The organism is Pseudomonas sp. B2021, from assembly GCF_018135665.1.
Classification (GTDB): Bacteria; Pseudomonadota; Gammaproteobacteria; order Pseudomonadales; family Pseudomonadaceae; genus Aquipseudomonas; species Aquipseudomonas lactis.
The window spans coordinates 2,574,050-2,594,669 of the sequence record NZ_SMOF01000001.1 but is presented as its reverse complement, the minus strand read 5'-3'; the positions used below and the strand labels follow the sequence as shown (position 1 = coordinate 2,594,669).

Annotated in this window: 24 protein-coding genes; 13 read left to right on the top strand and 11 right to left on the bottom strand. The window is 62.1% G+C overall.

Features of this window, described 5'->3' with window-relative positions:
• Positions 1-69: 69 nt before the first annotated feature.
• The 7 genes from E1K68_RS11590 to E1K68_RS11560 are packed head-to-tail and all read left to right on the top strand — an operon-like array spanning position 70 to position 6,508.
• Complete coding sequence (locus E1K68_RS11590; protein WP_003191950.1) at positions 70-1,098, top strand: ABC transporter ATP-binding protein; 1,029 nt, start codon at positions 70-72, stop codon at positions 1,096-1,098.
• A complete protein-coding gene (locus E1K68_RS11585) occupies positions 1,095-1,940 on the top strand; it encodes an ABC transporter permease (protein WP_003191951.1) in 846 nt (281 codons plus the stop codon). Before E1K68_RS11590 ends, E1K68_RS11585 begins: the two co-directional genes overlap by 4 nt.
• A 4-nt stretch (positions 1,941-1,944) precedes the next feature.
• Positions 1,945-2,739, top strand: a complete 795-nt coding sequence (locus E1K68_RS11580) for an ABC transporter permease (RefSeq protein ID WP_003191953.1) — start codon at positions 1,945-1,947, stop codon at positions 2,737-2,739.
• The gene (locus E1K68_RS11575; protein ID WP_003191955.1) at positions 2,739-3,029 is read left to right on the top strand and encodes a (2Fe-2S)-binding protein; all 291 of its coding nucleotides are present in this window, start codon (positions 2,739-2,741) and stop codon (positions 3,027-3,029) included. The genes E1K68_RS11580 and E1K68_RS11575 overlap by 1 nt, the downstream gene beginning before the upstream one ends.
• Positions 3,026-4,369, top strand: coding sequence for an FAD-dependent oxidoreductase (locus E1K68_RS11570; protein ID WP_212614119.1), 1,344 nt, complete (start codon positions 3,026-3,028; stop codon positions 4,367-4,369). The genes E1K68_RS11575 and E1K68_RS11570 overlap by 4 nt, the downstream gene beginning before the upstream one ends.
• Complete coding sequence (locus tag E1K68_RS11565; RefSeq protein ID WP_003191958.1) at positions 4,366-5,463, top strand: FAD-dependent oxidoreductase; 1,098 nt, start codon at positions 4,366-4,368, stop codon at positions 5,461-5,463. Before E1K68_RS11570 ends, E1K68_RS11565 begins: the two co-directional genes overlap by 4 nt.
• Before the next feature lie 13 nt (positions 5,464-5,476).
• On the top strand, positions 5,477-6,508 hold the full coding sequence (locus tag E1K68_RS11560; protein ID WP_212614118.1) for an ABC transporter substrate-binding protein: 1,032 nt from the start codon (positions 5,477-5,479) through the stop codon (positions 6,506-6,508).
• Between the two features lie 3 nt (positions 6,509-6,511).
• On the opposite strand, the gene E1K68_RS11555 is transcribed toward E1K68_RS11560, so the two are convergent.
• A complete protein-coding gene (locus E1K68_RS11555; RefSeq protein ID WP_003191960.1) occupies positions 6,512-7,159 on the bottom strand; it encodes an isochorismatase family protein in 648 nt (215 codons plus the stop codon).
• A gap of 221 nt (positions 7,160-7,380) precedes the next feature.
• A complete protein-coding gene (locus tag E1K68_RS11550; protein WP_003191963.1) occupies positions 7,381-8,154 on the bottom strand; it encodes an L-iditol 2-dehydrogenase in 774 nt (257 codons plus the stop codon).
• Between the two features lie 254 nt (positions 8,155-8,408).
• Between E1K68_RS11550 and E1K68_RS11545 the strand changes: the two genes are divergently transcribed.
• Positions 8,409-9,317: an AraC family transcriptional regulator gene (locus E1K68_RS11545; protein ID WP_034134508.1), complete on the top strand. Its 909-nt coding sequence runs from the start codon at positions 8,409-8,411 to the stop codon at positions 9,315-9,317.
• On the opposite strand, the gene E1K68_RS11540 is transcribed toward E1K68_RS11545, so the two are convergent.
• On the bottom strand, positions 9,302-10,111 hold the full coding sequence (locus tag E1K68_RS11540; RefSeq protein WP_034134509.1) for an aminoglycoside phosphotransferase family protein: 810 nt from the start codon (positions 10,109-10,111) through the stop codon (positions 9,302-9,304). The genes E1K68_RS11545 and E1K68_RS11540 overlap by 16 nt on opposite strands.
• Before the next feature lie 212 nt (positions 10,112-10,323).
• Between E1K68_RS11540 and E1K68_RS11535 the strand changes: the two genes are divergently transcribed.
• Together E1K68_RS11535 and E1K68_RS11530 are read left to right on the top strand one after the other, a co-directional pair.
• A complete protein-coding gene (locus E1K68_RS11535; protein WP_003191967.1) occupies positions 10,324-11,274 on the top strand; it encodes a nucleoside-specific channel-forming protein Tsx in 951 nt (316 codons plus the stop codon).
• A 14-nt stretch (positions 11,275-11,288) separates the two neighbouring features.
• Entirely contained in the window at positions 11,289-12,320 is a 1,032-nt protein-coding gene (locus E1K68_RS11530; protein WP_060766981.1) for a purine nucleoside permease, read from the top strand.
• 110 nt (positions 12,321-12,430) lie between these two features.
• Here the strand turns inward: E1K68_RS11530 and E1K68_RS11525 are convergent, their stop codons facing one another.
• The 6 genes from E1K68_RS11525 to E1K68_RS11500 form a co-directional block, all read right to left on the bottom strand.
• A complete protein-coding gene (locus tag E1K68_RS11525; RefSeq protein ID WP_137204457.1) occupies positions 12,431-13,390 on the bottom strand; it encodes a zinc-binding alcohol dehydrogenase family protein in 960 nt (319 codons plus the stop codon).
• Positions 13,391-13,418: 28 nt separating this feature from the next.
• Positions 13,419-13,592, bottom strand: coding sequence for a DUF1427 family protein (locus tag E1K68_RS11520; protein WP_003191972.1), 174 nt, complete (start codon positions 13,590-13,592; stop codon positions 13,419-13,421).
• Positions 13,593-13,661: 69 nt separating this feature from the next.
• Complete coding sequence (locus E1K68_RS11515; protein WP_212614117.1) at positions 13,662-14,438, bottom strand: helix-turn-helix transcriptional regulator; 777 nt, start codon at positions 14,436-14,438, stop codon at positions 13,662-13,664.
• A 115-nt stretch (positions 14,439-14,553) separates the two neighbouring features.
• The gene (locus E1K68_RS11510) at positions 14,554-14,724 is read right to left on the bottom strand and encodes a putative metallothionein (RefSeq protein WP_019816816.1); all 171 of its coding nucleotides are present in this window, start codon (positions 14,722-14,724) and stop codon (positions 14,554-14,556) included.
• 88 nt (positions 14,725-14,812) lie between these two features.
• Positions 14,813-15,268 (bottom strand): DMT family transporter, encoded by a 456-nt coding sequence (locus E1K68_RS11505; protein ID WP_003191976.1) that lies wholly within the window; start codon positions 15,266-15,268, stop codon positions 14,813-14,815.
• 4 nt (positions 15,269-15,272) lie between these two features.
• On the bottom strand, positions 15,273-15,761 hold the full coding sequence (locus tag E1K68_RS11500) for a DMT family transporter (RefSeq protein WP_003191978.1): 489 nt from the start codon (positions 15,759-15,761) through the stop codon (positions 15,273-15,275).
• Between the two features lie 118 nt (positions 15,762-15,879).
• Here E1K68_RS11500 and E1K68_RS11495 point away from each other — a divergent pair, with 118 nt between their 5' ends.
• The 3 genes from E1K68_RS11495 (at position 15,880) to E1K68_RS11485 (ending at position 17,683) form a co-directional block, all read left to right on the top strand.
• A complete protein-coding gene (locus tag E1K68_RS11495) occupies positions 15,880-16,812 on the top strand; it encodes a LysR family transcriptional regulator (RefSeq protein ID WP_014718847.1) in 933 nt (310 codons plus the stop codon).
• 257 nt (positions 16,813-17,069) lie between these two features.
• Positions 17,070-17,309 (top strand): type II toxin-antitoxin system Phd/YefM family antitoxin, encoded by a 240-nt coding sequence (locus tag E1K68_RS11490; protein ID WP_122300701.1) that lies wholly within the window; start codon positions 17,070-17,072, stop codon positions 17,307-17,309.
• Positions 17,306-17,683: a type II toxin-antitoxin system VapC family toxin gene (locus E1K68_RS11485; protein WP_003191983.1), complete on the top strand. Its 378-nt coding sequence runs from the start codon at positions 17,306-17,308 to the stop codon at positions 17,681-17,683. Before E1K68_RS11490 ends, E1K68_RS11485 begins: the two co-directional genes overlap by 4 nt.
• Positions 17,684-17,710: 27 nt before the next feature.
• On the opposite strand, the gene E1K68_RS11480 is transcribed toward E1K68_RS11485, so the two are convergent.
• Positions 17,711-19,030 (bottom strand): Nramp family divalent metal transporter, encoded by a 1,320-nt coding sequence (locus tag E1K68_RS11480; protein ID WP_003191984.1) that lies wholly within the window; start codon positions 19,028-19,030, stop codon positions 17,711-17,713.
• Positions 19,031-19,072: 42 nt separating this feature from the next.
• The coding region (locus E1K68_RS11475; RefSeq protein ID WP_212614116.1) for a DUF726 domain-containing protein at positions 19,073-20,620 on the bottom strand (1,548 nt) is incomplete at its 5' end.

Below are 20,620 nucleotides of genomic sequence, written 5' to 3'. Positions count from 1 at the left end.
CACTTTTCGCATCTGCCCAAAACAAGAAAGCGCGTATTTGACGCGACTGAATAAAGGTGGAAAGCAGACATGGCATTTCTCCAACTCAAGGCCTTGAGCAAACGCTATGGCGCCGTCGACGCGGTGGTCGCCACTGATCTGGCGGTGGAACAAGGCGAATTCGTTTCCCTGCTCGGCCCTTCAGGCTGTGGCAAGACCACCACCCTGCAAATGATCGCCGGTTTCGTCGACGTCAGCGGTGGCCAGATCCTGCTCGACGGTCGCGACATTACCCACGCCAAACCGGCCAGCCGTGGCCTGGGCGTGGTGTTTCAGAGCTACGCGCTGTTCCCGCATATGAGCGTGCGCGACAACGTCGCCTTCGGCCTGAAGATGCGCAAGGTGCCAGCGGCCGACATCGCCACCCGCGTCAACAGCGTGCTGGAGCTGGTGCGCCTGGCCCAACATGCCGAGCGCTACCCCCGTGAGCTGTCCGGTGGCCAGCGTCAGCGCGTGGCCCTGGCCCGTGCGCTGGTGATCGAACCGCCGGTGTTGTTGCTCGATGAGCCGCTGTCCAACCTCGACGCCAACCTGCGCGAAGAGATGCAATTTGAAATCCGACGTATCCAGTGCGCGGTAGGTATTACCACCCTGATGGTCACCCATGACCAGGCCGAAGCCCTGTCCATCAGCGACCGTGTGGTGGTGATGCAGGCCGGGCGTGTGACCCAGATCGACGCGCCTTACAAGCTCTATGAGCACCCGCGCACGCGTTTTATCTCAGACTTCGTGGGCAAGGCCAATCTGCTGGCCGGCGATTACGACGCGCTCGGCATCCCTCAAGTGCGCCATGACGGTGGCAAAGGCGAACTGACCCTGAGCCTGCGCCCGGAAAAAATCCAACTGGTGGACGCGGGCACTGGGCGAATGCCAGGCACAGTGCTGGACCGCTACTTTTTCGGCAGCCAATGGCTGTACCGCGTCCACACCGCCCTTGGCGAAATCACCGTTGTGCGCAGTAACGACGGCAGCGCGCCCTTGGCTAACGGCGCGGCGGTGGGCCTGCAATGGCAGGCCGATTTGCTGCGCGTACTGGCGACCGATGAGGTGCACCCATGAGTCGTGGTTACCTGCTCTCGCTGCCTGCACTGGTGCTGTTTGCCGGGCTTTTGATCATGCCGCTGGGCCTGACCCTGGTGCTGTCGTTCAATGTGTTCGACTACCAAGTGGGCGTGAAGGCCGATGAGTGGACCCTGGCCCATTACGGGGCGCTGTTGAGCGACGCCTACTTCTACGAGATTTTCTGGCGCACGTTCTGGATCAGTGCCCTGGTAACGCTGCTGTGCGTGGTGATCGGCGTACCGGAGGCCTACATTCTCAGCCGCATGGGCACGCCGTGGCGCTCGATCTTCCTGATCGTGATCCTCACGCCGCTGCTGATTTCGGTGGTGGTGCGTGCGTTTGGCTGGAGCCTGTTGCTCGGCGCCGACGGCCTGGTCAACCAGGTGATCCAGGCCCTCGGCGGGCGCCCGATGAAGCTTCTGTATACGCCGTTCGCCGTGATCATTGCGTTGGTGCACGTGATGCTGCCGTTCATGATTATCCCGGTGTGGACCTCGCTGCAAAAACTCGACCCCTCGGCCGAACAGGCGGCGTTGTCCCTGGGCGCCAGCCAAGCCACGGTGATGCGCAAGATCGTGCTGCCCCAAGTGATGCCCGGTGTGCTGTCCGGCACCCTGATCGTGTTCGGTTTGGCTGCCAGCTCCTTTGCGATCCCCGGTCTGCTGGGTGGGCGACGCCTGAAGATGGTCGCCACCGTGGTGTACGACCAATACCTCTCGGAACTCAACTGGCCCATGGGCGCGACCCTCGCGGTGGCGCTGCTGTTGGTCAATCTGCTGATCATGCTGAGCTGGAACCGCATGGTCGAAGGCCGCTACAAAAAGTCCCTGGGAGTTTAAGCGCATGTCCAGAAATGGTCCTTTGGCCCTCGGTTTCCATGCCGTGGTGGTGCTGTTCATGATGGCGCCACTGGTGGTGGTGTGCCTGGTGGCATTCACACCAGAGAACACCTTGAGCCTGCCCACGTCGGGCTTCTCCCTGCGCTGGTTTCGCGCGGTGTTCGAACGCGCCGACTTTATCCAGGCGTTCTACAACAGCCTGATCCTGGCCTTCACTGCCGCCACCCTGGCGACCCTGATCGCGGTGCCGGCGGCCCTGGCGATCAGTCGCTATTCGTTCCCGGGGCGCAACTTCTTCAGTGCGCTGTTCCTGTCGCCCATCATCATTCCGCACCTGGTGCTGGGGGTGGCGATGCTGCGCCTGTTTGCGCTGATGGGCGTGAACGGCAGCTTTACCTGGCTGATGCTCGCACACGTAGTGATCATCACCCCCTATGTGTTGCGCCTGGTATTGGCGGCGGCCATCGGCATTGATCGCAGTGCCGAGCAGGCCGCCGAATCCCTCGGCGCCGGGCGCTTTACGCTGTTCCGGCAGATCACCCTGCCGATGATTTTGCCCGGTGTGGCCGGTGGGTGGTTGCTGGCGTTCATCAACAGTTTCGATGAAGTGACCCTGTCGATTTTCGTCAGCTCACCGGCCACGCAAACCCTGCCGGTGCGCATGTACGTGTACGCCACCGAGTCCATCGACCCGATGATGGCGGCCGTGTCGGCGCTGGTCATCGCACTGACGGCAGCGACCATGATTGTGCTCGACCGGGTCTACGGCCTGGACCGCGTGCTGGTGGGGAAACACTGATGGCCTTGTTCAAGCGACTGAGCGAAACCCAACGCCCTGCCCTGGCCTTCACCCTTGACGGCCAGCCCGCCACAGGGTTGCTCGGCGATACCCTGCTGACCGCCATACTGACCTGCGCCGAGCACCTGCGCAGCAGCGATTTCAGTGCCGAGCGCCGCGCCGGGTTTTGCCTGATGGGCGCGTGCCAGGATTGTTGGGTGCGCCTGGCCGATGGGCGGCGGGTGCGCGCCTGTTCGACCCTGCTGGAAGAAGGCCAGGCGATCAGCCGTGATCCGGGGCGCCAGCCATGAAGCCGGTAGTGATAGTGGGAGCAGGCCCGGCGGGAATCAGCGCGGCGCGCACCTTGCTCGACCATGGCATCACACCGTGCCTGGTGGATGAGAGCCCGCGCGGTGGCGGGCAGATTTATCGGCGCCAACCTCCAGGGTTTCAACGCACCGCCAGGCAGGTCTACGGGTTTGAAGCGCGCAAGGCCCAAGCCGTGCACCGCACCATGGATGAACTGGCAGCCTTGATCGACTATCGGCCCGATACCTTGGTGTGGAACGCCGAGGACGGTCGCCTGGACATGCTCAATAACGGGCGCGCCGACAGCCTCGAATACGCGCAGGTGATAGTCGCCACCGGCGCCACCGACCGCATCCTGCCTGTGCCGGGCTGGACATTGCCCGGTGTCTACAGCCTGGGCGCGGCACAAATCGCCTTGAAGTACCAAGGTTGCGCTATTGGCGAACGCGTGGTGTTTTGTGGCTCCGGGCCGCTGCTCTATTTAGTCGCGTACCAATACGCAAAGGCCGGTGCCAAGGTGCTGGCGGTGCTTGACAGTGCGCCGCTGAGCGCTCAATGCCGGGCCTTGCCAGCGCTGCTCAGGCAACCGGCGACCCTGGCCAAAGGCATGTATTACCGCGCCTGGCTGACCGCCCACGGGATTGCCGTGCATCAGGGCGCAATGCTCAAGCAGATCGACGGCGACCAACGGGTGCGTGGCATTCGCTTCGGCGAACAGACCCTGCCATGCGATGCGGTAGCCTTCGCCCATGCCCTGCGCAGCGAAACGCAATTGGCCGATCTGCTCGGCTGTGAGTTTGCCTGGAACCCGCTCAATCGCGCCTGGCTGCCGCAACGTGACAGCGCCGGGCGCAGCAGTGTCGAAGGGGTGTACCTGGCGGGCGACGGCGCCGGCATCATGGGCGCCGATGCCGCGCACATGGCCGGCGAATGCGCCGCGCTAGCGCTGCTGAAGGATACCGGTGTCGTGGTCGACCAACACCGCCGGGCCACACTGGAGCGGCAGTTGGCGCGTATCCAGCACTTTCGCCAGGGCCTGGAAACCGCGTTCCCCTTCCCTGAGCACTGGGCCGCGCAAGCGCCAGACGAACTGATCCTGTGCCGCTGCGAAGAGGTCAGCGTCGGCGAGGTGCGCGCCGTGGTGGATGAAGGCCACTGGGAAATCAACCGGGTCAAAGCCCATTGCCGCGTCGGCATGGGCCGCTGCCAGGGGCGGATGTGCGGGCTGGCGGCGGCGGAAATCGTCGCCGAGCGCAGCGGCCGCGACCTCCCCCAGATCGGGCGCTTGCGGGGCCAGGCGCCGATCAAGCCGCTGCCGTTTGGCGTGCGGGTGCAGCCATGATCGACGCAATCGTCTTGGGGGGCGGCATCGTCGGGGCTTCGGCGGCCTTGATTCTCGCGCAAAAAGGCCAGCGGGTGGCACTGGTAGAACGGGATTTTTGTGGCTCGCATTCCAGCGGCGTCAATTACGGCGGCGTGCGGCGCCAGGGGCGGCCCTTGCATCAGTTGCCGCTGTCGCAGCGCGCCCATCAACTGTGGGCCGACCTGCCCGGGTTGATTGGTATCGAGGGTGAATACGTGCGCTCCGGGCATTTGAAGCTGGCGCGCAGCCTTGGGGATTTTGCCGCACTGCAAGCCTACGCCGAGCAGACCCGTGGCTTCGACCTGGGCCTGCAACTGCTGGACCGCAGCGAGTTACGCAGGCGTTTCCCCTGGGTGGGCGACGTGGCAGTGGGCGCCTCGTTGTGCCCCGATGACGGGCATGCCAACCCGCGCCTGGTGGCCCCGGCCTTTGCCCGTGCCGCCCAGCGCCATGGCGCTGCGGTGTACGAGCAAGCCGAGGTAATCGGCATCGAGCACGACAGCCGGCTATTCCAGGTGCACTGCGCCAACGGCCTGCACTTGCAAGCGCCGTGGCTGCTCAACTGCGCGGGCGCCTGGGCCGGCAAGGTCGCAGCGCAATTGGGCGAGCCGGTGCCGATCATCTCGGCGCACCCGGCGATGCTGGTCACCGAGCCGCTGCCGGGGGTGATGACCGTCAGCACCGGCGTCGAGGGTGGCGGCATCTATGCGCGGCAAGTCGCCCGCGGCAATTGCATTCTCGGTGGCGGGCGCGGCTTTGCCCTGGGCCCGCAGCAGGCCAGGCCGGGCCAGGCAGCGGTGCTGGAGATTCTGCGTAATGCCGGCGAACTCTACCCGTTTCTCCAGGGTGCCCAGGCCATTCGCACCTGGAGTGGCACCGAAGGTTACCTGCCCGACCACGAACCGGTGATCGGCCCCAGTAGTACCCAACCCGGCCTGCTCCACGGTTTCGGCTTTGCCGGCGCCGGGTTCCAGCTCGGCCCCGCCGTCGGTGAAGCCTTGGCAGAGATCGTCTGCGACGGCACCAGCCGCCAACCCATCGAAGCGTTTTCCATCCGTCGTTTCCAAGCCTGAGAGGAAAAACTCCATGCAATCACGTCTCGCGTTGTCCTGCTTGTCCCTCGCCTTGCTGACCGGCACGGCCCATGCCGCCCCCACGCTGTACCTGGGCATGAACGGCGGCACCATGGAACGGGTGTACGCCGACAAGGTGCTGCCCGCCTTCGAAAAGGCCAATAACGTCAAGGTCGTGATCGTACCCGGCACCTCCTCGGACATCCTCGCCAAGGTCCAGGCCAACAAGGCCAACCCACAGATGCATGTGATGTTCCTCGACGACGGCATCATGTACCGCGCCATCTCCATGGGCCTGTGCGACAAGCTCGCGCCGAGCCCGCCGCTGGAACAGATCCCGGCCAAGGCCCGAATCAAGGACGAGGCCGTGGCCGTGACCCTGGGCGTCACTGGCCTTGGCTACAACGCCAAGATGTTCAAGGACAAAGGCTGGGCCGCGCCCACCTCATGGATGGACCTGGCCGACCCGCGCTTCAAGGACAAAGTAGTGTTCCAGTCCCTGGCCTCCTCCACCTTCGGCCTGCATGGCTTCCTGATGTTCAACCGCATCCAGGGTGGCGACGAAACCAATGTGGAACCGGGCTTCAAGGCCTGGCCTAAGACCGTTGGCCCCAATGTGCTGGAATACATCGCCAGCTCCGCGAAAATCTCCGAGATGGTGCAGACCGATGAGGCCGCGATCTTCCCCCTGACCCCGACCCAGGTCGCCACACAAAAGCTGCTCGGCATACCGATGGAGTACTCGCAGCCCAAAGAAGGTGCGGTGGTGCTCAACGTGGCCGAATGCGTGATAGCGCGCAATGACCAGCCGGAACTGGCGCAGAAGCTCGCAGCGTTTTTGCTGACCGCCGAGGCCCAGGCGCCGGCGTTGGAAGAAGGTGACCAGATCCCGTCGAACCCGACCACACCCACCACCGACAAAACCCGGGCGCGGGTGGAGGCCATGCAGGGTTATCTGCAGACCGCCATTTCGATTGATTGGGACCAGGTCAACCAGGCACGGCCGCAGTGGAATGCGCGGTGGAGTCGGTCGATTGAGCGTTGAGGCTTAGCCCTGCGCAATCAGGGCCAGTTCTTCGCGGGTGCGACTGACGTGTGCACCGGCCTTGAGCAATTCGTCGACAGCCTGTACACCGCCCTCCTCGCTGATGCCTCGGCACGCCGGCAAATGCAGAACAACGTGCAAGCCGGCCTTGAGCAATTGCAACGCGGTGGTCTTGACGCAGTAATCCAGCGCCAGGCCGCCGACGATCACGCGGGCCACGCCGTGGGCCTTGAGGTACTCGATGACGCCGGTGGACAGTTTGTCGTGCAGGTCGTGGTAACAGGCGCCGTAGGGGTGCAGGTCGGGCTCGACCCCTTTCCAGATGAAGTAGTCGTAGTCATAGGGCGTGGGCAACTCATCGAGCAAGGTGAACCCCTCGGTGCCCGGCACGCAGTGGCTGACCCAGGTCACGTCGGCATGGACCAGGCCGGTGGGTTGCAGCATCTCGCTGTGTTGCGCGACCACCCAGGGCGCGTGGGGGGTGTGGGCATCCTTGCTGCCGATGCGGTGGCCGGCGAGGCTGGCCATGTAGTTGAGTTCGGCACCAATGTGGTCGCCACCGGCCACTGGCAACTCGTCGGGGCATAAAGGCGTGAAGCTCTTCTGGGCGTCGACGTCGAATGAAGCGATGGCAGCTTTCGAAAGGCTCATGGTCGTTCTCGGGTGGTCTGCACGTACGAGCGCCTGAGGGCGAGCGTAGAAATCTTGAAGTATGGGACAGTTTACTGCGGGGATCGATGCTTTGCTGACTCACCTATTCTCAAGAACGCTGAAGTTCAAAGGTGGGAGCTGGCTTGCCTGCGATGATTGGAGTGAATCCACCAGCGCTATCGCAGGCAAGCCAGCTCCCACAGTTGGGTCAGCGTCAAACACTAGTTCATCCAATTGCCGCCATCAACGTTATAGGTCTGGGCCACCACATAATCGGCGTCCTTCGACGCCAGGAAGATCGCCATGCCGGTCAGGTCTTGCGCCGTGCCCATCCGCCCAAACGGCACCTCATCCCCTACGCGCTTTTTCTTCTCGCCAGGCGCCAGCCCTTCATGCCTGGCGAACAGCGCATCCACCCCATCCCAATGCTCACCGTCCACCACACCGGGGGCGATGGCATTCACATTGATGCCTTGCTTGATCAGGTTCAACCCCGACGATTGCGTCAGGCTGATCACCGCCGCCTTGGTCGCGCAATAGACCGCTACCAACGGCTCGCCGCGCCGCCCGGCCTGGCTGGCCATGTTGATGATCTTGCCGCCATGCCCTTGGCTGATCATCTGCCGGGCTGCGGCCTGCAGGGTGAACAGGGTGCCGGCGACGTTGATCGAGAACAGCCGTTCAAAGCTGTCGCGGGTGATGTCGACGATGGGGGCCAGGTCGAACAGGGCGGCGTTGTTGATCAGGATATCGAGCTTGCCCGCATGGCTCACCACCGTGGCGACGGCCGCGTCGATGGAGGCTTGGTCGGTGACGTCCATCGCCACGGCGTAAGCCTGCGGCCCCAGTTCGGCGGCGGTGGCTTGGGCCTGTTGCAGGTTGATGTCGGCAATGGCTACCGTGGCGCCTTCAGCGATGTAGGCCTGGGCAAACGCACGGCCAATGCCACGCGCCGATCCGGTGATCAGCGCGCTTTTACCTTCGAGTCGTTTCATGGGGTCTCCTGAAAAAGTTATTGCCGGTAGCCGGTGAGCGTCGCCGAGAACAGCTTGCCGCCCCTTGTTGTTGAGCCTCGATTACAGCAGCTTGGCCTGCCGCGTCACAAACGGCTGGCGAATGCGAGGCTGATACTTTTTTAACCTGAGGCACAGGATCAAAAAAGTATCAGTCTCAGGCGAAACCGGGGCTAGCGCACCGATTGCCAGTGAGGGTATTTTGGGAAAATTGCACCATCACAAGAGGCAGCACCATGCCCATCAGCCCCGCCACCCTGTTCGAGCACCGCCCTGCGGAGCTTGAGGTGATCCTGCCCGAACCGGAACACGGCTTTCGCTGGTTCGAACATGACTATCCCTATGAATTGGCGCGCTGGAACCATCATCCTGAATTCGAAATCCACCTGATCCGCCAAGGCAGCGGCAAGCTGGTGGCGGGCGACTATATCGGTGCGTTCAGCGCCGGGCATGTCGCGCTGATCGGCCCTGGCCTGCCCCACGACTGGATCGGTGACCTGGCCCCCGGCGAATACCAGCACGGACGCGATGTGGTACTGCAATTCGACGGCGCCGCCCTGCTCGCCCTGCGCACCACCCTGCCTGAGCTCGGTGATTTACAGTCACTGTTTGCACGGGCGCGACGGGGCATAGAATTCACCGGCGAGACCGCAACGAGCGCGGCAGGGCTGATGGAGGCCATCGGCAGCGCCCATGGGTTGCAACGCCTGACCCTGTTCCTGCAACTGCTCGACACCCTGAAGAACGCACCGCCTGCACAGGCCAATACCCTGGCCAGCCCGTGCTACGCACCGACCCTGGATGCGCGCAGCGCCGAACGTATCAACAAGGCGTTTGACTACCTGATGCGGGAGTTGACCGGCGATGTACGCCTGTCGGATATCGCCCGGCAATTGGACATGAGCGAACCGGGCTTTTCGCGGTTTTTCAAGCGCAACACCGGCCATGGCTTTATCGACCTGATGCGCAAGTTCCGGGTGCAGCGTGCCTGCCGCTTGCTGTTGCACAGCCAGATGTCAGTGGCGGACATCTGCTTTGAGGTGGGCTACGCCAACCTGTCGAATTTCAACCGCCACTTTCGTATCGAAATGCACCAGACGCCGAGTGAATACCGGCGGCAGGCCGCACTTCAATTATTCAACTGAGCCAGTTCCCGTTGTGCCAGGCGAGCAACCTGCAACTCATTCATGGCACGGTCGCGCTCCTGGTCTTCCAGAAACCAGGCGGCGGACAACCCGGCATGAGCCACCACCCATTGCAACAAGCGTGGACGCGAGAGACCCGCCGCCAAGGCGATAACCCCGACCTGGCGGCTGAAACGCAGCGGGTCGCTACTGGTCGGCAAATCCGGGTTGCAGATCAAATTAGCGTAATCGTAACCGCGCTCGCCCATCACCCGCTTTGGATCAATCGCCAGCCAGCCCCGAGAGCCAAAGTCGAGGATATTGTCGTGATGGCAATCACCATGCAGTACCACCACCTCCTGTTGCGCAGCCAGCAATGTGCGGGCCATTACCGCGCAGTCGCGTAAGGCGCCACCCTCCTGCTCGGCGGCGTGCCACAAGGAACTGAACCACTCGTCCAGCCCCACCAACCCTTCGGGCGGCGACGCACGAGGCGAATGCAGCCGGGCCAGGGTGGCGCAGGCTATCTGGCTGGCTTCGTCGTCCTGGCCATTGAGGGCCATGCGCATCAAGGAACCTGGCCCCGTGGCGCGTTCCATCAACACGGCGTTGTGGTCATGGGCGAATACGCGTGCCGCGCCGTCACCTGCCCACCAGCTCAACAGGCGGCCGCCGAGTTTTTCCTCAGGCGTATGGGCAATTTTCAGCATCGCCGGCACGCCTTTCCAGCGCACCGGCAAGAGGTGGCTGCCCGGTGTGACGATAGGCTCTCCATCGACACTCAGGTTCCAGGCACGCAGGTAGTGTTCGAACATCGGGTTCCTCCAAAGGGTTGGCGCGTCAGGATGACAGAAATCCCACTGTTTTCCTGACCAAAGCGTCGGCAAATTCGACTTTTTTCTAAACAGTTCAAGCCATTGACCCAAGTTGGTACAGCCTGTGCAAACGTTTGCGGAACGAACTTGACCGCTAAGTTCACTCCTCCCCGTCGAATCGGGTTTAAACCGCGTAAGAATAAGGACTTTCAATGCACCCCACCTCAAAGCCTCGTGCTGGTCTCGGCGTTTCGTTGCTACTGGCCGCCGTTACGGGAGTACTCAGTGCACCCATTTTGGCGCAGGAAAAGCCCATCGATGACTCAGCACAGGGCGAAACCCTCAGCCCTGAAGCCAACCCGCCGACGAAAAAAGGCGTCTATTTGTCCGAGTGGTTCAACCAGGACCTCACGCTGATCGGCAGCAAAGACATCAGTTTCGGTCCCAAGCCACAGGATGACGTCTATCTGGAATACGAGTACTTCGGGCGCAAGGGCCCCTTTGAGTTGTACGGCTATATCGATGTGCCGAAGATTCTCACCATCGGCAACAGTAATGACAAAGGCGTGTGGGACCATGGCTCGCCGGTGTTCATGGAGCATGAACCGCGGATCTCCATCGACTACCTCGCAGGACGCAGCCTGGCAATTGGCCCATTCAAGGAATGGTATGTGGCCTTTGACTGGATCTACGACCACGGCAGCCGCAAGGAAAACCGCGCCAACACTCTGTACAGCGGCCTGGGCACCGATATCGACACCCACTCGCGGGTCAACCTGTCGGCCAACTTCTATGGGCGCTACCAGTGGGAAAACTACGGCGCCAGTAATGAGTATTCCTGGGACGGCTACCGAGCGCAGATGAAGTACATCGTGCCCATCGGCAAGTTCGACAACGGCGCCTCGCTGACCTACATCGGTTTCACCAACTACGATTTCGGCTCGGACCTGCACAAGGACAACCCGGCGCGCACCGCCAATTCCCTGGTGGCCACCAACGTGTTGCTGTACTCGTTTACCCATCTGCGCTTTACCCTGGTCGGCCGTTACTTTCACAACGGCGGCAACTGGGAGGACGGCAGCGAGTTGAATTTCGGCGAAGGCAACTTCCGCGCACGCTCAGACGGCTGGGGTTACTACGCCGGCGTGGGCTATCAATTCTGATCAAGGAGCTGTAGATGAACGCATTGACCCGTGTCTCGCTGGCCGTCGGCCTGGCCCTATTGCCCCACATGGTGCTGGCGGATAGCCCAGCACCGATCAAACCCAAGGTGATGCTGATCACCATGTTTGCCCCCGAGGCGCAAACCTGGATCGACCGCCTCGAACTTAAACAAGAGGTACGCGTTCCAGGCTTGTCCGCCGAATATCCAGTGATTCGCTGCAACAACCAGGACGTGTGCCTGCTGGTGACCGGCATGGGCCAGACCAACGCTGCCGCATCTACCCTGGCCCTGGCCTTGTCGCCCAAGTTCGACCTGCGCCAGAGCTACTTCCTGATCGCCGGGATCGCCGGCATCAACCCCAAGCACGGCACCATCGGTACCGCCGCCTGGGCCCATTACCTGGTGGAGTTCGGCACGCAGTGGGAGCTGGATTCACGGGATGCGCCCAAGGACTGGCCGACGGGCTATATCGGGATCAACACCAAGGGGCCCAACGAAAAACCTCCGCTGGACTACAAGACCGAAGTGTTTGAGCTCAACCAAAAGCTGCAAGCCAAGGCGTTTGCCTTGTCGCACAAGGTGGAGCTGACAGAAAGCACAGAGTCCGCCGCCTGGCGCAAACACTACCCCGCCGCCCCGGCCAACCAGCCGCCGCAAGTCACCCGCTGCGACACCCTGGCGGGCAACACTTGGTTTTCCGGCACGCGGTTGAGCGAACGTGCCGAAGTCTGGACCCAGTTGCTCACCGACAACAAAGGCGAATACTGCACCACCCAACAGGAGGACAACTCCACCTACGAAGCGCTGCTACGCGCCAGCCGCGAAGGCTTGGTGGATATCCAGCGTCTGGCCGTGGTGCGCGCAGGCTCTGACTTTGACCGGCCTTACCCTGGCTACAGCGAAGTGGACAACCTGCTCAAGTATGCCGATCAGGGTGGGTTTGTACCGGCGCTGGAAAACCTGTACCGCACGGGCAACCCGTTGGTCCAAGCGATTGTGAAGAACTGGTCGGCGTGGGAAAAAGGCGTTCCCGAAACCGAATAAAGATCAACATTGTGGGAGCGGGCTTGCTCGCGAATGCAGAGTGTCAGTCGATATATAGGTGACTGATGCACCGCATTCGCGAGCAAGCCCGCTCCCACATTTCTATCCCATCAGGGCAGGAAAATGATTTTGTCTGGGCTGCCGTTGTTCACTTCTGCATAGCACTGAACACCCTCCACCAACGCCACTTCACGCAACCCCGTAGGCAGCGGCAACAGGCCTTCATCAAAGAAGCGCCCAAACGCCTCCAGCATCACCGCGCATTGTTCGCAGCTATAGAGCAAAGAGTTGATCCCCACCACCGACCCGCCCTTACGGTACAGCGCCAGGGCCGGTAACTGCACGAGGCCGTCAACCGGGGCGGCGATGATCGCAATGCGGCCGAACGGTGCCAGCCCCGCCACCGCGGCAGGCAGCCAGAAACCGGTGGTGTCAAAGATCACGTCGGCGCCGCCCTTGAACACGGCCTGCACTTGCGCGCCCAGCGCCTCTGGCTTGCCCAAGGCAATCGCGTCCAACCCTTGAGCCTGCAACAACTCGAGCTGATCGGCCTTGCGCACAGCCGCCAGCACCTGCGCGCCGCGTATCTTCGCCAGCGCCAGCGCCGCACTGCCGACCGCACCGTTGGCGCCAATCACCAGCAAGCGCGTGCCCTGGCCAACGCCGCTGCGCTCCAGGGCATCCCAGGCGGTGGTATAGGGCACGCCGAGGCTGGCCGCCTGGGCAAAGCTCAAATGCGCGGGTTTGTGCGCCACGCCCTTGGCGGATACGCGCAGGTATTGGGCATGGGAACCGTCAGCGAAAAAACCCAGGTCGCGACCGGTGCCCCAGACTGCCTGGCCGAGCAATGCTTGCGGCCCCTCCACCACCACGCCGGCAAAATCACGCCCTGGGATGCGTGGCAGCGTGGTGTAGGGGAAGCGGCCAAGCACGTTTTTCACGTCGCTGGGGTTCAGGCCCGCAGCGTTAATCTGCACCAGCACTTCGCCGGCAGACGGCACCGGCACGGGCACCTCCACCAGGCTCAGGTGGGCGAGGTCGCCGGTGGCGGTAAATTGCAGTGCGTTCATCGAGGGCATCCGTCGAAGGGAAAAGGGATCAGGACAACCAACCACTGACCAACTGTCGCGTCATGGGCCAGAGCTTTTCGCCGAGCAGCATGCCCATCAGGCCGACCAGTGCGATAGCAGGCGGTGCCGGTGAACGGAAGTCCAGCGCGCCGTAGATCACGCCGACAAACAGGCCGATGGCCAAGGAAATCAAATAGCTCATGAAGGCTGCGCCCGGTGGATTGATAGGCTCAGTCTAGGGCGCGCCTACCGTGGGTATCGGCCAAGTGCTTCAGGATTTCGGCCAACCCCGGTACTGGGACGGCGACACGCCCAGTTCACGTCGGAACATGTCGCTGAAGCTGCTGGGCGAATAGCCCAGGGTGTGCGCTATGCCGCTCACCGACTGGCCCTGGATCAACTCCGCCGCCGCCGTAGCCAACTGCACCTGACGGCGCCACTGGGCAAACCCCATGCCCAGGTGCTGCTGGAACAGCCGCGCTAAAGTGCGCACGCTGGCGCCCGCGGCCTCGGCGTGCTGCTCGAACGGAATGTCCAGGGAGGGCGACGCCATGACCGCCTGGCACGCATTGATCAGCCGACGATCCGCCGCCACCGGCATGGCGATGCGAATAGGCGAGCGCCGTGCGCGTTGCAACTCCAACAGGGCCAGGCCCACCACAGCGTCATAGTAAACCGCATCACCGTGATCACCCTGCTCGACCAAGGTCACGATCAACTCCCGCAACAAGCGGCCCACTTCGATCACCTGCACCTGGCTGTCCAGCGTCGCCGCCAACGCCGGGCGCAGGTAGATATTGCGCATCTGCAAATCGGAGACCACGCGGATGCCGTGCTCCACCCCCGGCGGCAACCACACTGCACGCTGGGGCGGCACTACCAGGGCTTCGCGGGGCGTCTCGACCCACATCACCCCGCTCATGGCGTAGAGCAGTTGGCCCCAATCGTGGCTGTGCGGCTCTACGTATAATCCACGCGGGTAGGTACGCGCCAACGGTTGCACGGGAACGGCGTGATCAGTGAGGTCGGGAGGCGCGGCCAGGGCCATGGCGGGTACACATCAATCAAGGATGGGCCGCCATGGTAAAGACTGGCCGCGGGCAAGCGAACTGTTTTTACTCACCCTGCAGGCACCGGGTATCCGGGCCCGCAGGTCAATGCTGTCAACCGTGGGCCGACTTGGCGCATTCGCAACCCGTTGCGGCGGCGCAGGGTTCACCGTGAGCATGGTGCTCGGCACAGCCCTGGCAGCAATAGCCCTTGCCGTCTTTCATGATTGCGTCAGCGCCCAATACACATTTGCAGTGAGGGCAAGCACAGGTTTGATCTGGCATGGTCAGACTCCTTTTTCATGGTCGTCCGATGCAGCGAGCGCCGCACCTTAAGCAGTGACCTTGGACAGGCAGGCATGGTTCAGCGCCGTCAGTCGGCTCGGCGGCTATTGCTGCGGTACATGAACACCAACGCCAGGGCGAGCAACAGCATCGCGAGAATACGGCTGCCCGACAGCTCGATCGCCGGGTTGCCCAGCCAGCCGAAGTTGTCGATCAGCATGCCCATGCCCAGTTGCCCGACAATCACGGCCACCGTGGCGACGGCCGTACCGACCACCGGCACCGCGCCGACCATCACCATCATGTACACCACGCCAAACAGGGCACCCGTCAATTGCCACTTGGGCACCTCCAGCAGGCTGACGGCCTGGGCCGGCTCGAAGAAAAATATCAACAGCGCCGTGGTCAGCGCGCCCACCGCGAAGGTCAACAGGCTGCTGCGCAACACCCCCACAGTCTGGCCCAGACGCCCATTAATAGCGGCCTGCACACTCAGCACCGCCCCTGCTGCAATCACCACCACCAACAACATAAACAGATTCATCGCCTTAGCCTCGTGCAATCAGAACCAGAGCCGCCACAATCAACGCCAACGCGATCCAGCGCTCGCCATTGACGCGTTTGCGCGCCGTGCCGAACCAGCCGAAGTGGTCGATCAACACACTCTTGCCCACCTGGCCCGAGAGGATCGCGATCATGGTCATCGCGATGCCGATGTGCGGTGTGGCCAGGGTCAACACCACTACATACATTGGCCCCAGAAACCCGCCGATCAACTGCCAGCGCGGCAGTTGCGTGAAGGCCGGGCCCTTTTGCGGGCCGCTGAACAGCAGCAGTAAGAACAGAACCGCCGTGCCAACGCCAAAGATGCTCAACGTCGCCCACAAATGCCCGACCTGCGCGCCCAATGGCCCAAGCAACCCGGCCTCCACCGACAGGCCCATGCCCGCCAGAATCACCAACGGCAACAGCAGCAGCCGTAAAAGGTTATTGCTCGGCCTGGCCTGCGCCAGCCCCTCGGTAGAACGTGCCTGCATACATCACCCGTGTATCAAGAAAGAAAAACATGGCGCGCATTATCCGGTGGCCGTGCTGTGCGATAAATGGGATTATACGGACAACACCTTTGCGCAAAACGCACAGCCTGGAGAGATGATGCAGGGCTTGAATGAACTGAGTTTCAAGGCGCTACGCCTGTTTGTGGCCGTGCTGGACCAGGGCAGCTTTTCCGAAGTAGCCCGCCGTGAAAGCCTGGCGCCCTCCTCCATCTCGCGGCAGATTCAACTGATGGAGCAGGCCGTCGGCCAGCAATTGCTCTACCGCCATACGCGTGCCGTCAGCCCCACCGAAGCCGGCCGCCTGCTGGGCCGCCACGCACGCTTGCTACTGGAGCAATTGGAGACGGCGAACCAGGCCCTGCAGGAGCAAGACAGCGAGCCCAGCGGCCTGGTGCGCATCAACGCGCCCATGGTGTTCGGCCAGCGCCACCTTGCACCCTGGCTGGGAGCGCTGTGCCGGCGCTACCCGAAGTTGCAGCTGGATATCCAGCAAACCGACACCTTCGTCGACCCGCTGCAAGATGGCACCGACCTGCTGTTTCGTATTGGCGTGCTCAATGACTCGGGCATGCAGGCGCGCATCTTCGCGCCGCAACGCTTTCGCATCGCGGCCAGCCCTGCTTACCTGGCCCAACATGGCACGCCGCGCCACCCTGACGAACTGGCCCACCACCATTGCCTGGCCTACAAAGGCATCACCGGTCAGCAGCGCTGGTTCTTCCGCCGCGGCCAAGGCGACTGGACTGCCTACAGCGTCAGCGGCCCCATCACCGGCAACCACGCCGACACCCTCACCCACGCCGCCGAACAAGGCCTGGGCCTGGTGGTGTTTCCGTCCTGGCTGATTGGCGAAAGCCTGCGCGCCGGTACCTTGCAGGCGGTGCTGAGTGAGTACGAGGTCGCGACAACCCTGGAGCCCCAACAGATCGCCGCGTTGTGGCCGGGCAGCCGCAGACTGTCGTTGAAGGTGCGCACGGTGATCGACTATTTCGTGGAGTGTTTTGGGACGGTGCCGTATTGGGATCGGTGACGGATTTTGACGCTGCTGAACGGCGCCAGTGAAGGAATATTCCTAGTAGAAAACGTAGGCCCGTTCTGATTTTGAGGGCCAGTATTTCTGGGGACGGTGCGCTGGGGCAGACTTTAGCCAAATTTATTTGGAGAGACTTCATGGTCACTACGTACCACACACCATCCCGCGCTGAACGAGCGGCCGCCAGTGGTCGTGCCATCTTTGATAGCGGTCGTAGTTTTGGCTATATTTGGCCAAAACACGGAGAAGCCCCCATGATTACCGTTGCCCTCGGTGAGGCAAAAAACAACCTGTCCAAACTGGTCGATGAAGCCGCCGCTGGCAAAATCATCACTATCGCCAAACATGGTCGCGCAATGGCGCAGCTCGTCCCGCTTGGTAAGTCCAAGGGCCGGCGAATTGGCGCAATGAAGGGCGAGTTGACCATTCCTGAAGACTTCGACGCCCCACTCCCCAGCGATCTTTTGGATGCCTTTGAGGCCAGTCATTCATGAGGCTATTGTTGGATACCCATATCCTGCTATGGGCACTCAACGATGACTCCAAACTGTCCGGTAAAGCCCGCAAGCTGATAGAAAACGCCGCCGAAATTTACGTCAGTGCGGCGACATTTTGGGAGATGGCAATCAAGGTTAGCTTGGGAAAGCTCGCTGTGGACTTAGATAAAATTCGCGAATACTGCCTGGAAAGTGGCTTCGTCGAATTACCCATCAGCCTGGAGCATGCCATTGCCGTCAGGGATCTTGAACATCATCACAAGGATCCCTTCGATCGGCTGATCATTGCAACAGCCATGACTGAGCCGATGAAGCTATTGACTGCTGACCCAGAAGTTGCCCAATACACATCCTTGGCCATCTTGGTGTAGGCACTGCCTCGGCAATGCACCTCAGTGTCAGAACAACCACTGCCCAATCAACCACGCATTCGCCCCACTGATCACCGCGAACAGAAACCACGCCAGCAGCCGCGTGGGCAGCCGATTGACGAACGGCCCCATCAATTGCTTGTCACCGGTCATGCGGATCAACGGGTACAACGCAAAGGGCAACTGCAGGCTCAGTACCACCTGGCTGAGAATCAGCAGCTTGCCGATGGCATCATCACCCATCAGCCATACGCCTAGAAACGCCGGGATCAACGCCAGCCCACGGGTAATCAGGCGGCGCTGCCAGCAAGGTATACGTAGGTTGAGGTAACCCTCCATGATCACTTGGCCGGCAATGGTGCCGGTAAAGGTCGAACTCTGGCCCGAAGCAAGCAAGGCGATACCGAACAGGATGCTGGCGAAAGCACCGCCGACCAGGGGGTCGAGCAGGTGATAGGCGTCCTGGATTTCCACCACATCGGTATGGCCGGTCTTGTAGAAGGCCGCTGCGGCTAGCACCAGGATCGCGGCGTTGACCAACAGCGCCAAGGCCAGGGAGCCGATGGTATCGATACGCGCCAGCTTGACTGCATCCTGCTTGCTCGCCAGGTCCTTGCCGATCAGGCGGGTCTGCACGATAGAGGTGTGCAGGTAGAGGTTATGGGGCATGACCGTAGCGCCGAGGATGCCGATGGCCAGGTACAACGGCGCCGCATCGCTGATGGCCGACAGTGACGGGGTGAACCCGCTGAGCACGTCGGGCCAGTAGGGTTTGATCAGCACCAGTTCGATGAAAAAGCACACGCCGATGGTGGCGACCAGCGCCAGCATGATCGCTTCGAGGCGGCGAAAACCACGATTTTGCAGGGCCAGGATCAACAGCGTATCGAAGGCAGTGATGACAATGCCGGTGGTCAACGACACGCCCAGCAACAGGTGAAACGCCAGGGCGCAGCCGAGCACTTCGGCAAGGTCTGTGGCGATGATGGAGATTTCCGCCAACACCCACTGGGTACGAGCAGAGCGCTGGCTGTAGCGCTCACGGCACAGTTGCGCCAGGTCCTTGCCAGTGGCGATGCCCAGCCGTGAACACAGGCATTGCACCGCCATCCCCGCCAGGCTGGCCAGCAGCACCACAAACAACAGGCTATAGCCGTAGCGTGAACCGGCCTCAATGGCCGTTGCCCAGTTGCCGGGGTCCATGTAGCCAATGGAGATCAACAGGCCGGGGCCAGCGAACATCAGCACCCGTTTAAAAAACGAGGCCTTGGGATCAACAGCGACAGAGCCGGCCACTTCCGGCGGGCAAAACGGAGCGGTAGCGATTTTCGGCAGGCTGAATTTCACGCGGTATTCCAGGCAAATACACAAGACTTGGGCAGCAGCTTATCAGTCGGACGCGACCGTGCGCATCACCGTGTCTCGCGGCAGGTCAAACGCTTCCACCACTTGCACCACCAGCTCCAGTTCCTGGTTGAGCGCCTCGCGCTCCATGCGTTGGCGGATCACGCCGACCACCAGTACCGCCAAGGTGGTGATCGAATACGCCGGGCCGGAAAACGCCCGCACCCCGCTGACCAGCAACATCGCCGCAGCCAGCGCCTGGCCCACTACCGGAATCGCCGTCGCCGCACCGCGCCGCAGGATAAACCCGGTCAGCCCGGCCAACGCCGTGCCGCTCAAGGCTGCGGTAGCCGAACGGCCCACATCCAAGCGGTTGAACAACCCCTGCTCTTTTTGTGCCGCCGCCTTGAGCTCGGCCTCGAACGCCTGGCGATCAGCGCGGCTGAGTTTGTCCTTGTACTGCTCGATCAGTGTTTCTGCGACCTGCCCTTCGATCTCGGCAAGCGCCACGTGCTCAAGTGGTTGATCGAATTTGATACCCAGGCGTTGCGCCACATCTTCGGCAATCTGGCGATAGCCCACGCCATGGCCACGGGCCAGGTTCATAAAGCTATCACCGCCCATGCGCTGCAATTCAATGGCCAGTTTCAACGGCTCACGCACACTGGCATCAATCGCGGCACTGCGCTTTTGCGCCATCAGTTCGGCAAGAAACTTCAGCTCCTCCGGCCGCGCTTGCACCAACGCCGGGTACAGGTCCCCGTCCGCTTCGGCAAACCGCACGTCACTGCTGCGCGAGTCCACACGGATCATGCCGCGCCGCTCCTGCAGCAAATCGGTGTACTGCACCACCGTCTTCAACTGCGGCCAATAGGCGGCATGATCGAAGCTGGCCAGGTGCACATTGGTGACCTTGGCCTTGAGCGCGGGCGTCACGTCAATCGCATAGCGACCGATGCAACGCTCGGTATCGGGCTTCATGGCCAGCGCCCAGTCCTTGCTGGAATGGCAGTTGATGAGCCGCCCCTTGAGCGGCGCCGACACTTCGTCCCACGGGCTCGAAGTGCAGATCGCGCCGCCCATCAACAACAGGTTATTCAACGGCAATTCGCGAGCGATCTCGGGGCTGGCCAGCAGGCTCTTGACCAGAATGCGTGCGCCCAGGGAATGGCCGATCAGGTTGATGCGCCGCACCGGCAGCGCCTGGTTGCGCAGGTAGCCGGCCAGTTCGGGCAACAAGGTCTTGGCCACTTCATCCACCCGTGCCTCGACACTTTTGTAATGGTCGAGAAAATAGGCAATAGCCTTGCCCACGCCCACCGTCGCCGCGCCCAGGCCGCCACCGCCGAGCAGCGAGGCGAGCACGTCCTTGAACGGTGCAAACAGGTTTTCCAGAAAATGCCCCGCCGGCCAGAACAGCATCAAGTTGGTCGAACCTTCGATACCCGCCAACTGCTGCTTGAAGTTGCCCAGTTGCTGGCGGTTGAAGAACGCCGAGTAACCGTGAACATAGAGATTGAGCACATCCCCCTGGGGCTCGCCACACAGGACGAACGTGGGCTTGCGGGTGCGGTGCATTTCATCCCACTGGTG

What these genes read in the sequence shown, in the direction of transcription:
- E1K68_RS11585 (WP_003191951.1), top strand. Translation starts at nt 1,095, where the DNA reads ATGAGTCGTGGTTACCTGCTCTCGCTGCCTGCACTGGTGCTGTTTGCC.
- E1K68_RS11515 (WP_212614117.1), bottom strand. Translation starts at nt 14,438, where the DNA reads ATGGCCCTGGCCGCGCCTCCCGACCTCACTGATCACGCCGTTCCCGTG.
- E1K68_RS11490 (WP_122300701.1), top strand. Translation starts at nt 17,070, where the DNA reads ATGATTACCGTTGCCCTCGGTGAGGCAAAAAACAACCTGTCCAAACTG.
- E1K68_RS11575 (WP_003191955.1), top strand. Translation starts at nt 2,739, where the DNA reads ATGGCCTTGTTCAAGCGACTGAGCGAAACCCAACGCCCTGCCCTGGCC.
- E1K68_RS11560 (WP_212614118.1), top strand. Translation starts at nt 5,477, where the DNA reads ATGCAATCACGTCTCGCGTTGTCCTGCTTGTCCCTCGCCTTGCTGACC.
- E1K68_RS11500 (WP_003191978.1), bottom strand. Translation starts at nt 15,761, where the DNA reads ATGCAGGCACGTTCTACCGAGGGGCTGGCGCAGGCCAGGCCGAGCAAT.
- E1K68_RS11520 (WP_003191972.1), bottom strand. Translation starts at nt 13,592, where the DNA reads ATGAGCTATTTGATTTCCTTGGCCATCGGCCTGTTTGTCGGCGTGATC.
- E1K68_RS11535 (WP_003191967.1), top strand. Translation starts at nt 10,324, where the DNA reads ATGCACCCCACCTCAAAGCCTCGTGCTGGTCTCGGCGTTTCGTTGCTA.
- E1K68_RS11570 (WP_212614119.1), top strand. Translation starts at nt 3,026, where the DNA reads ATGAAGCCGGTAGTGATAGTGGGAGCAGGCCCGGCGGGAATCAGCGCG.
- E1K68_RS11530 (WP_060766981.1), top strand. Translation starts at nt 11,289, where the DNA reads ATGAACGCATTGACCCGTGTCTCGCTGGCCGTCGGCCTGGCCCTATTG.
- E1K68_RS11545 (WP_034134508.1), top strand. Translation starts at nt 8,409, where the DNA reads ATGCCCATCAGCCCCGCCACCCTGTTCGAGCACCGCCCTGCGGAGCTT.
- E1K68_RS11505 (WP_003191976.1), bottom strand. Translation starts at nt 15,268, where the DNA reads ATGAATCTGTTTATGTTGTTGGTGGTGGTGATTGCAGCAGGGGCGGTG.
- E1K68_RS11485 (WP_003191983.1), top strand. Translation starts at nt 17,306, where the DNA reads ATGAGGCTATTGTTGGATACCCATATCCTGCTATGGGCACTCAACGAT.
- E1K68_RS11540 (WP_034134509.1), bottom strand. Translation starts at nt 10,111, where the DNA reads ATGTTCGAACACTACCTGCGTGCCTGGAACCTGAGTGTCGATGGAGAG.
- E1K68_RS11590 (WP_003191950.1), top strand. Translation starts at nt 70, where the DNA reads ATGGCATTTCTCCAACTCAAGGCCTTGAGCAAACGCTATGGCGCCGTC.
- E1K68_RS11580 (WP_003191953.1), top strand. Translation starts at nt 1,945, where the DNA reads ATGTCCAGAAATGGTCCTTTGGCCCTCGGTTTCCATGCCGTGGTGGTG.
- E1K68_RS11495 (WP_014718847.1), top strand. Translation starts at nt 15,880, where the DNA reads ATGCAGGGCTTGAATGAACTGAGTTTCAAGGCGCTACGCCTGTTTGTG.
- E1K68_RS11550 (WP_003191963.1), bottom strand. Translation starts at nt 8,154, where the DNA reads ATGAAACGACTCGAAGGTAAAAGCGCGCTGATCACCGGATCGGCGCGT.
- E1K68_RS11510 (WP_019816816.1), bottom strand. Translation starts at nt 14,724, where the DNA reads ATGCCAGATCAAACCTGTGCTTGCCCTCACTGCAAATGTGTATTGGGC.
- E1K68_RS11565 (WP_003191958.1), top strand. Translation starts at nt 4,366, where the DNA reads ATGATCGACGCAATCGTCTTGGGGGGCGGCATCGTCGGGGCTTCGGCG.
- E1K68_RS11555 (WP_003191960.1), bottom strand. Translation starts at nt 7,159, where the DNA reads ATGAGCCTTTCGAAAGCTGCCATCGCTTCATTCGACGTCGACGCCCAG.
- E1K68_RS11525 (WP_137204457.1), bottom strand. Translation starts at nt 13,390, where the DNA reads ATGAACGCACTGCAATTTACCGCCACCGGCGACCTCGCCCACCTGAGC.